General features: G+C 66.0%; 12 protein-coding genes. 2 read left to right on the top strand and 10 right to left on the bottom strand.

Annotated features, from left to right (window positions below; all coding sequences use genetic code 11):
* The first annotated feature begins 114 nt into the window (after nucleotides 1-114).
* Nucleotides 115-834 carry a response regulator transcription factor gene (locus AC3WPZ_RS12015; protein WP_382163268.1) on the top strand — a complete coding sequence of 240 codons (720 nt, stop codon included), beginning with the start codon at nucleotides 115-117 and terminating at the stop codon, nucleotides 832-834.
* Nucleotides 831-2,084 carry a HAMP domain-containing sensor histidine kinase gene (locus AC3WPZ_RS12010; protein WP_492439738.1) on the top strand — a complete coding sequence of 418 codons (1,254 nt, stop codon included), beginning with the start codon at nucleotides 831-833 and terminating at the stop codon, nucleotides 2,082-2,084. Before AC3WPZ_RS12015 ends, AC3WPZ_RS12010 begins: the two co-directional genes overlap by 4 nt.
* 316 nt (nucleotides 2,085-2,400) lie before the next feature.
* Here AC3WPZ_RS12010 and AC3WPZ_RS12005 read toward each other — a convergent pair whose 3' ends face one another.
* The 10 genes from AC3WPZ_RS12005 to AC3WPZ_RS11960 are packed head-to-tail and all read right to left on the bottom strand — an operon-like array spanning nucleotide 2,401 to nucleotide 14,619.
* A complete protein-coding gene (locus tag AC3WPZ_RS12005) occupies nucleotides 2,401-4,314 on the bottom strand; it encodes a polysaccharide biosynthesis protein (protein ID WP_382163263.1) in 1,914 nt (637 codons plus the stop codon).
* A gap of 52 nt (nucleotides 4,315-4,366) precedes the next feature.
* Nucleotides 4,367-4,927 carry a sugar transferase gene (locus tag AC3WPZ_RS12000; protein ID WP_492434657.1) on the bottom strand — a complete coding sequence of 187 codons (561 nt, stop codon included), beginning with the start codon at nucleotides 4,925-4,927 and terminating at the stop codon, nucleotides 4,367-4,369.
* Nucleotides 4,924-5,886 carry a UDP-glucose 4-epimerase family protein gene (locus AC3WPZ_RS11995; protein ID WP_492439735.1) on the bottom strand — a complete coding sequence of 321 codons (963 nt, stop codon included), beginning with the start codon at nucleotides 5,884-5,886 and terminating at the stop codon, nucleotides 4,924-4,926. Before AC3WPZ_RS11995 ends, AC3WPZ_RS12000 begins: the two co-directional genes overlap by 4 nt.
* Nucleotides 5,883-7,079 carry a glycosyltransferase family 4 protein gene (locus AC3WPZ_RS11990; RefSeq protein WP_492439733.1) on the bottom strand — a complete coding sequence of 399 codons (1,197 nt, stop codon included), beginning with the start codon at nucleotides 7,077-7,079 and terminating at the stop codon, nucleotides 5,883-5,885. Before AC3WPZ_RS11990 ends, AC3WPZ_RS11995 begins: the two co-directional genes overlap by 4 nt.
* The gene (locus AC3WPZ_RS11985; RefSeq protein WP_492439731.1) at nucleotides 7,076-8,722 is read right to left on the bottom strand and encodes a heparinase II/III family protein; all 1,647 of its coding nucleotides are present in this window, start codon (nucleotides 8,720-8,722) and stop codon (nucleotides 7,076-7,078) included. The genes AC3WPZ_RS11990 and AC3WPZ_RS11985 overlap by 4 nt, the downstream gene beginning before the upstream one ends.
* A 1-nt stretch (nucleotide 8,723) precedes the next feature.
* Entirely contained in the window at nucleotides 8,724-10,877 is a 2,154-nt protein-coding gene (locus tag AC3WPZ_RS11980) for a bi-domain-containing oxidoreductase (RefSeq protein ID WP_492439729.1), read from the bottom strand.
* Complete coding sequence (locus AC3WPZ_RS11975; protein ID WP_492434662.1) at nucleotides 10,874-11,650, bottom strand: AglZ/HisF2 family acetamidino modification protein; 777 nt, start codon at nucleotides 11,648-11,650, stop codon at nucleotides 10,874-10,876. Before AC3WPZ_RS11975 ends, AC3WPZ_RS11980 begins: the two co-directional genes overlap by 4 nt.
* A 4-nt stretch (nucleotides 11,651-11,654) precedes the next feature.
* The gene (hisH, locus tag AC3WPZ_RS11970) at nucleotides 11,655-12,269 is read right to left on the bottom strand and encodes an imidazole glycerol phosphate synthase subunit HisH (protein ID WP_492434663.1); all 615 of its coding nucleotides are present in this window, start codon (nucleotides 12,267-12,269) and stop codon (nucleotides 11,655-11,657) included.
* Nucleotides 12,266-13,396 carry an N-acetyl sugar amidotransferase gene (locus AC3WPZ_RS11965; protein ID WP_492439727.1) on the bottom strand — a complete coding sequence of 377 codons (1,131 nt, stop codon included), beginning with the start codon at nucleotides 13,394-13,396 and terminating at the stop codon, nucleotides 12,266-12,268. The genes hisH and AC3WPZ_RS11965 overlap by 4 nt, the downstream gene beginning before the upstream one ends.
* Nucleotides 13,393-14,619, bottom strand: coding sequence for a hypothetical protein (locus AC3WPZ_RS11960; RefSeq protein ID WP_492439725.1), 1,227 nt, complete (start codon nucleotides 14,617-14,619; stop codon nucleotides 13,393-13,395). The genes AC3WPZ_RS11965 and AC3WPZ_RS11960 overlap by 4 nt, the downstream gene beginning before the upstream one ends.
* Between the last annotated feature and the right edge of the window lie 41 nt (nucleotides 14,620-14,660).

The following is a 14,660-nucleotide window of genomic DNA, read 5'->3' as shown; positions in this document are numbered from 1 at the left end:
GGTGGGGGGCGGGGTGGGCGGTGCCATTTACATGACTTTACGTGACCCGAAAGCCCGCTTCACACAGCGCTGACACGATGATGGGCTCCGGCGCCCGCCGCTACACTGAAAACCATGAACGCTCCCCTGCTGATGATTGAAGACGACGGCCGCCTCGCGCAGATGGTGGTGGAGTACCTGGGCCAGTCGGGTTTCGAGGTGACCCACGCCAGCGATGGCGAAGCCGGCCTGGAGCAGTTGCAGCTCATTCAGCCGCAGCTGGTGATCCTGGACCTGATGATGCCCGGCATCGATGGGCTGGAGGTCTGCCGGCGCATCCGTTCGATGCCGGGTGAAGCCGCGCGCGTGCCGGTGCTCATGCTCACGGCCAAGGGCGACCCCATGGACCGCATCATCGGCCTGGAGCTCGGCGCCGACGACTACCTGCCCAAACCCTTCGAACCGCGCGAGCTGCTCGCGCGCGTGCGCGCCGTGCTGCGCCGCCGCGGCGAGCCCACCGGCAGCGCGGCTGTGTCGCGCTCCACGCCGGTGCTGCGTTTCGGTTCGCTCGACATCGACCGCGACGCCCGCACCGTGCAGGTGGCCGGCCAGCCCTGCGAGCTGACCTCCTACCAGTTCGATCTTCTGGTCGCCATGGCCGAGCGCGCGGGCCGGGTGCTCACGCGCGACCAGATCATGGAAGCGGTGCGCGGCCGCGAGCTCGAAGCCTTCGACCGTTCGATCGACGTGCACATCGGGCGCATCCGCAACGCCATCGAGGCCGACAGCAAGGACCCCAAGCGCATCCTCACGGTGCGCGGCGTGGGCTACGTGTTCGCGAAGCAGCAGGAATGAGTTCGCTCTTCGGCTCCCGGCTGTACGTCCGCATCTGGCTGGCGGTGGTCGCCGCGGTCACGGTGCTGACGTTGGTCACGGGTTGGCTGTGGCAGCAGGCGCTGGACGAAGACCGCGCCGAGCGTGAGGCGCGGGTGACCCGCACGATCATCGTGCGCGATGGCGCGCGCGAAATCGTGGGGCAGGCGCCTGCGCGGGCGGTCAGCATTCCCGGCGAGGGCTGGGAATTCGAGGTGGTGATGAAGGATGGGCAGACCCTGTACGTGCTGCTGCCGCGCCCGCCCCGCCCGTCCGGGGGCAACAACCCGGGGCGCCGCGCGCCCGAGTGGTTCCAGACACCGACCGGGTTTGCCTGGCTGCTCGGCCTGGTGGCTTTCGCCGTGGCCCTGGGCGCCTACCCCATCGTGCGGCGCCTGACCAAGCGCCTCGAAGCGCTGCAGAAGGGCGTGGAGCGCTGGGGCGACGGTGACCTCTCCACCCGGTTGCCCATGCAGGGGCAGGACGAGGTCGCGTTTCTGGCCACCCGTTTCAACGCCGCGGCCGAACGGGTGCAGACACTGCTGCAATCGCACAAGGCCTTGCTGGCCAATGCCTCGCACGAACTGCGTTCGCCATTGGCCCGCATCCGCATGGGCTTGGAGCTGCTCGACAAGGACAACGCAAGGGCGCCGCAGCGCGCCGAGATCGCCCGCAGCATCGAAGAACTCGACCAGCTGATCGACGAGATCCTGCTGGCGAGCCGGCTGGACCTGATCGACGCGCGCGACGCGAGCGCGCTCGGCCCCACGGAAGAGGTCGACCTGGTGGGCCTGGCGGCCGAAGAATGCGCGCGCGCCGGTGCCGACCTGGAGATCGCCGCCGGTGCCACGCCCGTGCTGGTGCACGGCCAGGCCCGCCTGCTGCGCAGGGTGTTGCGCAATCTGCTGGAAAATGCGCGCCGCCATGGCCATGTCGGCGCGTCGGCCGATTCGCAGGTGCGCCTGAGCATCTTTGCGCCCATGTCCGCCCCGGGGCAGGGCGCGCCGCGCGTGACACTCTGGGTGGAGGATCGGGGTCCCGGTGTGCCCGCCGATCAACGCGCGCGCATCTTCGAGCCCTTTTACCGCCTGCCCGGCGCCAGTGAACGCGAAGGCGGGGTGGGCCTGGGCCTGTCGCTGGTGAAGACGATCATCGAGCGCCACGGGGGCCGCGTGCGCTGCGAGGACCGTCCCGGCGGCGGCGCGCGCTTCGTGGTGGATCTGCCGGTCTGACGGATGGCGAGGCAGGCCAGCTACCGCTGGTCTGCTGAGCGGGCGCAGATTTCGCGCGCACGGATGTCGATCACGAGGCTGTCCTTGGATTCCGCGGGGGTTTTTGGGTTTTATTCACCAAGAAAACGGCCCGGTTCCCACAAATGGGGGATGGTCGAAAACAGTGCCGCAGCGCACAATTCGCATCGATGCTGTCACAACATCAGAACAACGGATCCGGCAAACACCACACGTCATGAAAAACGTTTGAATCTGGTCTCCCAACGACGTCCCTTCAAGGACTTTCAAAAGCCACCCTGCGGTGGCTTTTTTTTGTTCAGGCGCGGGTGGATTCCAGACTGCTCCCGGGAGAGGAGTGCAGCCAGTCGACGACCTCACCGGTGGGTTGGTAGCCCTGCACGCAAGCCTGCAACAGGGCCCGCAAGGTGGTCACGTCGTTCGACTCCATGGCCTCTTCCAGCGACTTCAGCAAGGCCTGCAGCTCGCTCCAGGGCAGCATGTCTTCCTGTGCCTTCATGATGCGAGCGTGTTGCGTGGGTTGAGGGTTGTCGCCGATCAGCAGCTCCTCGTACAGCTTCTCGCCCGGTCGCAGCCCGGTGATCTGGATCTCGATGTCGCCAGTGGGGTTCTGCTCGCTCTTCACCTGCAGGCCCGAGAGTTCGACCATGCGCCGGGCCAGATCGATGATGCGCACAGGCTCGCCCATGTCCAGCACGAACACGTCGCCGCCATGCGCCATGGCGCCGGCCTGGATCACCAGCTGAGCGGCTTCGGGAATGGTCATGAAGTAGCGCGTGATGTCCGGGTGGGTCAGCGTGATCGGCCCACCGTTCTTGATCTGCTCGCGGAACAAGGGCACCACCGAACCGCTGGAGCCCAGCACGTTGCCGAAGCGCACCATGGCGAACGTGGTGGCGCCACCGGGCTCGGCGGCCATCGCCTGCAACACCATTTCGGCCAGGCGCTTGCTCGCGCCCATGACGTTGGTGGGGCGCACCGCCTTGTCGGTGCTGATCAGCACGAAGTTGGCGGCGCCGGCGGCCTGCGCGGCGCGCGCGCACACCCAGGTGCCCCAGACGTTGTTGCGCAGGCCTTGGACCGGGTTGTGCTCCACCAGCGGCACGTGCTTGTAGGCCGCGGCGTGGTACACCGTGTCGGGCCGCCAGGCCTGCATGATCTGCGCGATGCGGGCTTCGTCCTGCACCGAGGCCAGCAAAGGCACCAGTTGCACGCCTGGCGCGGAGGCCTCGTTGTCGAACAGCGCTTCCAGTTCGCGGTGGATCTGGTAGAGGGCAAATTCGCTGTTCTCCACCAGCAGGAGGATGTGCGGCCCGCAGGCAGCGATCTGCCGGCACAGCTCGCTGCCGATGCTGCCGCCCGCACCCGTGACCGCCACCACCTTGTCCTGGATCAGGCTGTGGAGCAGCGCGGTGTTGGGCGTGACCGGATCGCGGCCCAGCAGGTCTTCGATGTCGAGCTCGCGCACGTCGCTCATCGTCACCCGGCCCGCCGCGAGGTCGGACATGCCGGGCAGGGTTCGCACGTGCACGGGCAGGTGGCGCAGGGTGTCGAGGATGTCCAGACGGCGCTGGCGCGTGATCGAGGGCAGCGCGAGCAGCACGTCCGTCACGCCCAGATTGGGGATCAGCCGCACCAGCTCGGCCGGGTCGTGCACCGTGCGGCCATCGAGGCTGTTGCCCTGCAGCTGGTCGTCGTCGTCGATGAAACCGAGCAGGCGCTGTTCGCTGCCGCGCGAGAGCGCTGCCGCGAGCTGCCGTCCCGCCACGCCGGCGCCGTAGATCAGGATGCCTGGCAGATGCTCGCGCTGCAGCATGGTGCGGTACAGGCCGCCCAGCCAGTAGCGCACCACCAGGCGGCTGAATCCGATGGTGACGAGCAGCAGCAGGGGCTGGATCACGCCCACGGTGCGGGGCACGCCTGGAATGCCGATCACGGTGAACACCGTGGCATAGAACAAGCTGTACAGCACCATGGCCTGCGCCAGGCTGACCATGGCATTCCATCCGGCGTAGCGGAAGATGGCGCGGTACAGGCCGAAGCGGATGAACAGGGGCAGGGCGATCAGCACCGCTCCCATGATGGCCAGCACATGCGCGGGGGTCAGTTGCACCCAGTGCTCCAGCCGCAGGCAAAGCGCGAGCCAGACGGTGAGCGCACACAATGCAATGTCCACCAGCACCGCGGACAGGCGCTTGGCGGCCCGTGGCATGTGCAGAAGCGTGGCGGCGGCTTGGCTTCGATGGTCCCTGTTTTTCATTCTTTTAGTGGGCCACACCATCCCGGCGCAGCACTTTGACAAACGTCATCCAGAGTATCTGCAGGTCGAATCCCAGGCTCTGGCGCTGCAGGTATTCTGCATCCAGCGCCACCTTCTGAGGAATCGGCAGCTCGTCGCGGCCATTCACCTGGGCCCAGCCTGTCAAGCCAGGGACCAGCTCGTGCACACCCTGCTGCGTGCGCAGGGCGATCAGGTCGTCCTGGTTGAACAGCGCGGGGCGAGGGCCCACGAAGCTCATGTCGCCCCTGAGAATGCTCCAGAGTTGGGGCAGCTCGTCCAGGCTGCTCTTGCGCAGGAACGGGCCGATGGGTGTGAGGTACTTGGCCGGATCGGTCAGCAGGTGGGTCGCCACCGCAGGCGTGTCGGTGCGCATGCTGCGGAACTTGGGCATGCGGAAGATGCGGTTGTGGCGGCCGACGCGGTTGGACCAGTAGAGCGCCGGCCCGGGGGATGTGAGCCGCACGGCCAGAGCCACCAGCACCACGGGCACGAGAAGAACGGTGGCGGCGCACAGCGCCAGCAGCAGATCGAAGAGGCGCTTCATCCTTGCTCCCTGCCTGCCGCGGCCCGCCGCAGACCTTCATCGACGCTGATGGGTGGTGTCCAGCCGAGTGTCTCTCGTGTGTGGGTGATGTCGACCTGCAGGTTGCCGAAAAGGCGTTGCGCCACATCGCGCTTGCCGACGGCCGCGGCACCCCATCTCAGCAGCGCCGGTGGCACTGGCAGCAGCCGTGCGGGTCTGCCCATGGCTTGGCCCATGCGACGAAGCAGGGCCGTGGTGGACAGGTCTTCGCCATCGCTGACCAGAAAGGTCTGGTTCGCTGCGGCCGGGTGGTCGATGCAGGTGATGAGCAGATCGACCAGGTTGTCCAGCGCCACGAGGCTGCGGCGGTTGTTTGTCGCCAGGCCCAAGGGCAAGGGCACGCCTCGCCCTAACACCCGCAGGAGGCTGGCGAAGTTGGCCTTGACACCCGGGCCATAGACCAGGGGCGGCCTGACGATGACCACCTCCATGCCCGTCTCCTGGCCGATCTGTCGCAGGCCTGTTTCGGCTTCGGCCTTGGAGATGCCGTAGGGGTCCTGCGGTGCCGGGACATCGTTGGCGGTGAAGGGCACTCCCGCTGTCGTGGACTCGCCGTTGACCTTGACCGAACTCACGAAGACGAAACGGCGCACGCCCGCCTGGGCGGCCAAGCGGGCCAGTTGCAGGGTGCCGACGGTGTTGGCCTCACGAAACGCCTGCAACGGGTTGGCGGCACGCTCGTTCATCACGTGCACACGGGCCGCGAGGTGGACCACGACCTGGCGATCGCGCAGTTCCACCGGCCATTGCAGCGAAGCGCCCAGCGGGCCAAGCCGTACCGTTCGGGTGCCAGCCAGGGGCAGCGGTGCCTCGCTGCGCACACCCAGGACCGTGTCGCAGGAACGGGCGAGAAGGGTCCGGGTCAAGGCGCTGCCCACCCAGCCCGTGCCACCCGTCAACAGAATGCGGGGTGTGCTCATGACGACGGGCCCGATCCCAGTTGCGCGATTTCATCGGCCATGCGGTCCATGATGTGGGTGCGGCGGTAACGGTCAACGAAACCGCTGCGATCACAGGTCTGCAGACGCAATGCGCGGAACGCCGCAATGGCTGCTTGTGCATCGCACGGCGGGAAGACGGCCGTGTTCTCGACCTCTTCCTGCGCGAAACAGGCGGGGAACCCCGCCAGACCGGCCCAGATGGGCTTTCCGGTGGCGGCATATTCGAACAATTTGGACGGCAACACCTTTTCGAACGCGGGCAGGTCGTTGAGGTGCACGAACAGCACGTCGGCCTGCCCATACAGCATGACCAGCTCGGAGCGCTTGACCGGTTTGAGAAAGGTCACCCAGTGCTGGGGCAGGGCGTCGAGCGCGGACACCAGTTGCATGCGGCGGCCGCCGTCGCCCACCACGGTGAAGTGCACCTCGTCGCCGAGCGCCCGGGTGAGCTCCGGCAGGATGTGATGGAGGCCCTGGCCTTCTCCCAGGTTGCCCGCGTACAGCACACGGATGGGCCGTGGTGATGCCGCTGGCGGGGCCTGGTCGTAGCGGTGTTCCAGAAAGGCATCGTCCACACCGTTGCTCAGCAACGAGAACGAGCGGTCGGGATAGCGCGGTTGGAAATACGGCAAAAACCCCGGCGACACCAGGTTGACGCGGGTGGCCGAGCGGACCGCCCAGCGCTCCAGCGCCGAGAACACCGGCTTGAGCAACCACGAGAGACGGCGCGACAGCACATCGCCGATGGTGTCGACGAAGATGTCGCGGATGTCCAGGTACAAGGGCACCGCATGGTGCCGCGCCGCCCAGGCGCCCAGCAGGCCCGTCATGAGCCGTGAGGTGGTGGCGACCACGATGTCCGGGCGCTCCCTCGCCACCAGTGCCCTTGCCCGCCAGGCAAAGGTGGCAAACGCCCTGGCCTGATCGAGCATGCCGCTGCGATGCGGCGGCAGGTCGATGCGGTGTACGGTGAGTGAGCCCAAGCTTTCCAGGGCGGGAGCCTGGGCGTCGAAGCTGTCGTAACGGTTCGGCCGCGTGGTGATCACCGTGATCCGGACGCCCTCGGGCAGCCGGGCGCGCAGGGCCTTGACCAGCGCTTCCATGCGAAACGAACCCGCAGACAGGTCGGGCGGAAAGTAGAAACTCAACAACAGCACATGCATGGTGATCATCCGCCGCTGGCGCCATCCCAGTGGAACTCAACGGTGCATTGCCGATCGCTCCAGTCGAGGATGAGGCATTGGTTGGGGATCGCGGCGCCGAACACGGGATGCCAGGTGGACGCCTCCACCCTGGCAGAGCTCGCGCCCTGGCTGCGCCAGCGCACCGCGTCGCCGTCGGGGAGCCGGCAGAGGCCTTGATGGCCTTGCGCATCGGCGGACACCACCACGTCGGGGTGGAAATGAAAACGGGACTGCGCATGCCGGAACCCGCCTTCCAGGCGGTCCTCCACCACGCAGCCGCCCGGGGTGAGGGTCAGGTTGCGCACATGCACGGGCTTGCCCGGCAGCCGCGCATAACCATCGTGGGCGGCACTGGCGCGCTGCACATCCGCCTGCTGTTCGAGGCGCACGTTGAGAGGGCGGGCGCGGCGGGCAACGCGAAAGCTGCTCCACACTTCGCTGGAATCCTGCCCATCGACCAAGACGGTGTTGTGTGCCGCCGTTCCGCGCTGGCGCGAGCGTTCCGGGCCTTCGGCGTAGAGGGACGTCCCTGAATTGACCAGCACGCGTGTGCCGCCCAGGGACAGTTCCAGGCTCAGGGTGTCGGCGTGCGCGTGGGCCGGCAGGTAGTCGGGCCCCACAGGGCCCACGTCGAACAGCGCGACCGCACGTCCCTTCTCCAGCCGGATATAACCGCTGTCGTCGAGATGGACGGTGTGCGGGTCAGGTGGCGGCTCCAGGCCGAGTCGTTGTGCGTAGGCGTCGAGCTCCTGCACCGAAGGTGCAATGCCTTCGGCCGTGTCGTTGAACAGCGCCAGTTCGCCGTTGGGGTGGCTCATGGCGTGAAGCCAGGAGGCCATGCGCACCAACCGCTGGTGACCATCCGGCCCGCCGGCGTCGGTGGCAAAACAGCGCTCGATGTTGTACAGGTCCAGCATGTCCTCGTACGCCAGCGCGTGGTACATGGGCGAACGCTCGAACTGACCACCATCCGGCAATATCTGCTCCGGGATCTCACGCCGCAGCAGCTCGTGACCAGTGCGTCGCCAGCGAGCTGCTTCGTCACCCGAGAAGTAGTGGCCGGCGAACACCAGGGCTTTCGCGTTCACAAAAAGGTGGTTGCCCAGCAGGTGCGTTTCCAGTCGGCGGGACAGCCAGCGGGTCTGTGTGGCCAGGCTGTCGAGAAAGGCCGCGTCCGCCGCGCCGCCCGCCAGTGACCATTTGATCCAGTTCACGATGCGCAGCGAGGTCGGGTACGACTCCCAGCCCGTGCCGCTGGCAGGTGGGTTGCGGCGGATCCAGTCCGTCAGCAACGCCTGGTGCCAGGGTGCGCGCGATGCCGCCCCGTGGGCATTGAGGTCGTCGAAGTAGTGCTGGTTGTAGCGCCACAGCTTTTCCTGCCCGGGGCCGTCCCATCCGTCCTTCTCCAGATCACCCTCGGCATGGAGAAAGACGAAGTGGCCCGCAGCGGTGAGGCTGGGCAGGCGGCGCGCGGGCGCCACCCAGGCGCCCGGCTGCGCGCGCGGCGGCGCCGGTGCCGCCGGCGGCGGGCTGGGTGAGTGCCAGCGGTGCACCAGGCGGCCCCAGATCTGCGGTGATCGCAGATGGCGCAGCGTTTCCCAGTAGCGTCGGACTTTTCGGAGGACTGGCATGTCAGCCTGAGTAAGAGGCTCCGCCGCCTTGTATCTGCCCAGCGGCTTCGATGGTCCGCCTGGCCACCTCGAGGATCTCGTCCTGCGGGATCGGCGCCTCACCACCACGCACCGAGGCCAGGAAGCGGGCAACGGCCTGGTTCTGGCCCTTGTCCTGGCGCCAGCTCTTCGTCGAGCCGAAGCCCGGCCAACCATAGCCTTTCAGGGCACGGAAATTGTCGATCTGCAGCACGCGGCCGGCGGCGAAGGCCTCGATGCGTTCCTTGGGAAAGGCCGCCGACCCATTGGCCAGGTAGGCGATGGAGCCCAGCGAGCCGTCCTCGAACTCGAGGGTGATGGTGAAGGTGTCCCGCGTGGTGGCCTTGCCGGCGCGCACGCCCATGCCCGTGGCACGGATCTCGGTGATCGGGGATCCCGCCAGGAAGCGCAGCAAATCGATGAAGTGGCAGGCTTCGCCGATCAGGCGGCCACCACCCACGGCAGGATCCTGCGTCCAGTGCTCGGCGGGAATGCGCCCGGCATTGACCGTGACCATGAACGATTTGGGTTCGTGCACCGTGTCGAGCAACGCTTTGAGCTTCGTCACATGGGGTGAGAACCGGCGATTGAAGCCGACCATCAACACGCCACGGGCCCCATCGGCGCGCGATTCGAGAGCACTTTCGATGTCCTGCAATTCGGCCAGCGTCAGACACAGCGGTTTTTCGACGAACACCGACTTGCCTGCCTGCAGGGCGCGCGCCACCAGGGACGCATGGCTGTCATGGCGCGAAGCGATGACGACGGTGTTGATGGCGGGGTCCTCCAGCATGGCCTGCACGTCGGTGGACGCCACTTCGAAACCCGACTTGCCACCCTGAACCACGGCGCTCACCCCACCCGAGGAACAGATGGTATGCAGGCGGGCGTTGGCGGCCTGGAAGGCCGGGATCAGCACGCGGGCGCCGTAGTTGCCGGCGCCGATGAAGCCGATCACGGGTTCGCCAGGTTGGGGCGGAGCAACGGTCCGTTTGACTTCGATCCGGGTAGAAAGCCGCGAGGCGGGCTCCGAACGGTAGTCCAGCAGCATGCCCAGCACCGTGCGATCGTCCGTGAGGGCCGTGTAGGCGGCTGGCGCGTCCTCGAAGGCAAAGCGGTGCGAAATCAGCGGTTCGACGGAAAGTCGCTCGCTGGCCATCAGGTCCAGCACGGCCTGAAAATTCCGTTGCTCCGTCCATCGCACGAACGGCAGGGGATAGTCATGCCCCTGTTGTTCGTAGACCGGGTCGTAGCGTCCCGGACCATAGGAGCAACTGACCTGGAAACTCAGTTCCTTGTCGTAGAAATCCGCCCGGTTGAGTTCAAGCCCGGTCACGCCCACGAGCACGATGCGCCCACGCTTGCGGCTCATGCGCGCCGCCTGCGTCACCGGATCGCTCGACGAGGTGGACGCCGTGATCAGGACGGCGTCCATGCCCTGTCCGCGGCTGAACGCCTGGCCTGCCGCGATCGGATCTTCGCCCGCGCCCGCATGGCAGGTTTCGGCGCCCAACTGGCGCGCCAGGGCCAACTTGCTGTCGTCGAGGTCGATGGCCAATACCCGGCAACCCTGAGCCACCAGCAACTGGATGGTCATGAGGCCAATCAGGCCGGCACCGATCACGGCCACCGACTCGCCCAGCGTGGGTTGCGCCAGCCGGATGCCTTGCAGCCCGATGCTCGACAGCACCACGAAAGCGGCCTGGTCGTCATTCACCGCGTCGGGGACCCGGGCACACAGGTTCTTGGGCACCAGGACCATGTCGGCGTGAGGCCCGTTGGAGACCACACGGTCCCCCACCTGGAAACCCTCGACGCCTGGCCCGATCGCGTGCACGACGCCCACATGACAGTAGCCCAGCGGGATGGGCTGACCGAGCTTGGATCGCACGGCCTCCACCGTGGTGAGCAGGCCATCGGTGCGCACCTTGTCGAGCACTTGCCTGACTTTTTCGGGTTGCTGGCGCGCCTTGTCGATGTAGGAGGCGCGGCCGAAGTCGACCAGCATGCGTTCGGTGCCCGCCGAGACGAGCGTGCGCGTGGTCCTCAGCAGCAACTGGCCCCGGCCCGGCTGGGGTGTGGGGGCTTCCACCACGGTCGTCTGTCCATTGGACAGGTCTTGCAGCACCTGCTTCATGCGGTTCCTCTTGCGGTCTTCACCAACGCATCCTTGTCCGCCCGTGAGGGGTAGTTGATCAGCACCGCCCTGTATTTGCCCTTGAAGACGAACAGGCTGCCCGCCGCCGCGCCGATCACGCCGAACTCCTGTATCAGACCCGACAGGTCATTCAAGGATCCCGCACCGCCCAGGCAGGTGATGGGCAGCGACACCGCTGCGCGCACGTGGCGCAGCAGGTCCAGGTCGTAGCCCTGCATGCGTCCGTCGCGGTCGATGGAATTGAGCACGATCTCGCCCGCACCGTTGGCCTGGGCCATGCGGGCCAGTTCGACCGGCGACGCGGCCACAGGCTGGGTGCCGTTGTGGGTCCAGGCCTTGTGCTGGCCGTTGGCCTGTTTCACGTCGATCACGACGACCACGCTCTGGCTGCCGACGCGGCGAGCCGCCTCCGTGATCAGTTCGGGCGTGCGAACGGCGGCCGCCCCGACCGACACCTTTTCGACACCGAGGCTCACCAACCGCTCGAACTGATCGATCGTGCGCACACCGCCGCCATATGCCAGCGGCATCCGGCATTCGGCGGCGAGGCTGCCGATCAGCCGATAGTCGGGCTCCCGGCCTTCGCGGGTGGCGTCGATGTCCAGCACCACCAGCTCGTCGACTTCCTTCTCGTTGAAGATGCGCACGGCATTCAGGGGGTCGCCGACGTACTTGGGCTGTTCAAAGCCGATGGTTTTGACGAGTCCACCCTTGTGGACCAGCAGGCAGGGGATGATGCGTGGTCTGAGCATGGAATCAGAGAGCGGCAAAGTTCTTCAGAAGCTGGATGCCCCACGCATGGCTCTTTTCGGGGTGGAACTGCACGCCGTGGACATGGCCATGGCGCACCGCGCAGGCGAAGGGCGCGCCGTAGTCGGATTCGGCGAGTCGATCGGCCGAATCGTGCGGCACGAAATAGTAGGAGTGCAGGAAGTAGAACCGGGCGCTTTCGTCGAATCCGGCGAACAGCCCTCGCGCGTCCAGCGGTTTGACGTCGTTCCATCCCATGTGAGGCAGTTGCCTCGGCGCGTGCGCGGGGCCCGGGTCAAGGTGTTTCACCTCCCCATCGATCCATCCAAGACCCGCCGTGGAGCCCTCGTCGCTTCGGTGGGCCAGCATCTGCATGCCCACGCAGATGCCCAGCACAGGCTTCCTACGGTGGATCACGGCGTCGTCCAGCGCTTCGCGCATGCCGGAGCTGTTGAGTCTGGCCATGGCCCAGTCGAAGGCGCCCACGCCCGGTAGCACGATGTGGTCCGCATCGGCGAAATCCTCAGCCTGACGGGCCAGGCGGCATGGCAGATCCAGGCGCTTGTAGATGTTGGCGATGGCATGCACGTTGCCCAGGCCGTAGTCGACGATGGCGATCAACGCTTGCCCCCGCGCTCCAGTCCCAGCATCTTCATCACGCGTGCGCCGAAGTTGTAGATGCTTTCCTGCGAGCGGTAGTCCCGGAATGTCTTGTTCGGCGCATCGAAGTAGCCTTGCAACTCCTCGGTCGGGATGCCCAGCTTGGTGGCCACGTACTCGAACTCTTGCCGGATCGTCGCGTCGTCCAGCGCGGGCTGCTCCAGCTGTCGCAGCGCTTCCTCGCGCGTCATCTGCCCGGTCACGATCAGGCTGGAAAACTGGACTTTGCGCGTGTCGTAGCCGAACTTGCGCGGCAGCCAGTAGCCCTCGTAGAAGCGCGTGAAGCGGGATTCAAAATGCTTCTGGGGATAGGGCTGCCAGCCATACACGTCGGCCAGCAGCTGCATCGCCTTGGCCTTGTCGTACGGCACGGAGTTCAGGGGGCGGACAACCTTGATGCCTTTGATGTAGGGCAGCCAGATCTTGTGGCGCAGGATCGAGGTGGTGGGGTAGTTGACCAGGGGGCGCGTGCCGAACTGCCGGTGGATGTCCTTGAGCTGGATGGCATCGGACTGGTAATACATCCATTCGATCGGATTGCGGATGCACTCGGTCGAGTAGTTCGCACCGGTCAGGATGTACTTGACATCGTGCTCCTCGGCAAACTTGTACATCGTCGCGAAGAACGCATGATCCTGCGGCGTGTCGATGTGGGGCACGCCCGACTTGAAGAACGCGAGCTGCAGGTCGCGCATTTCCTCCCAGTCGATCACCTCGGTGTAGAGATCCAGCCCCAGCTTGTCAACCAGCTTCTCGATGTTGTTGACGGCGATCTGGGAGTTCCAGCCAGCGTCCACGTGAAAGACGAGCGGCCGCAGGCCGTACTCCGTCGCGACGTGCGTCAGGTACGAGCTGTCGATGCCGCCGCTCAGGCCGATGATGCAGTCGAAATCCTTGCCCTTGCCTCGTGTCTTGATCTCGGTGATGAGTTCCTGCAGCGCCCTGTGGCCGCGTTCGTCCGTGTGCCAGTTGGGCAGGACATCGCGCTCGTAGGTGCGGCAATGGTCGCAGACGCCTTGGTCGTCGAACGTGATTTGGGCGTCGGACGTGTCCATGACGCATTGAGAGCAGATCTGGTGGCGCTTCATCGGAATGGATGGATGGACGGCGTGGTCCGCTCGTCGGAGGGGAGCGGGAACGGGCGCTCAGGGACAGGCGGTATGCCTGTCCCGGCAACCCGGTGAGGTGAGATGGTATCGCGTCGAAAGGGCAGAAAAAGGACGGTGAAGTAGATCAGGTCCAGAAGCGTGGGGAACAGAATGGGTTCTGTCATCGCGCGCAGCACCAGCAACCCGCAAAAGCAGGTGTAAACCCATTTCTGGCGCTGGGAGATGTGGCTCCACCAAACGATCCATGGGCTCAGCAGTGCAAGCAGGGTCAAGGGAAGGCCGAAGAAGGCATGCGTGCGAAGAAAGGCGATGTGAGGATTGCCGTTGTAGAGCTTGTCGATGATGGTGCCCGAAAAATCAGCGCCCAGAAGCCAGGACACCATGTCCAGTTTGCCCCAATAGGCGAGGAGGATGTCTGTGCGATGCGTATCCACCAGGCCGGCCGACAGTTTGGTGCGCGCGGAAATCCAGTCGTAGGTCTGGGGGCCGACAAGCGCGGCCAGGACCAGGATGGTTATCCCCAGCAAGATGCGTAGCAGTTGTTGATGTCGGCGGGTGGCCTTGCCGCGCAGGTTGAATGCCAGCGTGGCGCAGATGATCAGTCCGGCCACGATCAAGGAGCCTCGTCCGATACCCAGGAAGGCCACCCAGCCCGTAATCCATGGGGACAACAGAGGCAACCGGCCGTGACAGGCAAAAAAGCTCAGACTCACGCCCACCTGCAAGACCAGCAGGTAGGACGGAATGCCGTTGACGCTGACGCCCGGCAGCAGCTGGCCCAGGGCCTCTCGCTCTCCCGCGTGCACCAGCAGGCCCGCCGCAATGCCGCTCACGCAGGCGACGTACACCCATCGGAACGCGCGCGCGAGCACCGCAGTGGGATATTGCGCCAAGGCGATGGCGGCCAACAGCGTGGCTGCGGTCGAAAACACATAGAACACCGGTGAAAAGCCCATGCCGGGTTTCAGGAACGCAGGCACGAAAAGCAGGGCGAAGCAGCAGAGCTTCATCACCGCAGCGGCTTCCCAACGGCGGGCGGCGGATTCGGTCAGCGCGAACACGCCGCAGAGAAGGGCCCCCAACACGAAGAACACGGGCCGATTGGAGGCCAGGCAGGCGATGACCACCCCCATGAAGAAGAACAGCCGCGAGACCGTGAGTACGGTCCCGGGAGAACGGGTCAGTGCATTGGGCGTGCTCATCGGTCAGATTTTTCGGCGCAGCGCGGGACGCTCAACATAGA

The sequence above is a fragment of the Hydrogenophaga sp. FW305-3-2-15-A-LB1 genome, assembly GCF_058787875.1.
Note: the sequence above shows the minus strand (reverse complement) of the source record. Positions and strands in the feature narration are given on the sequence as shown.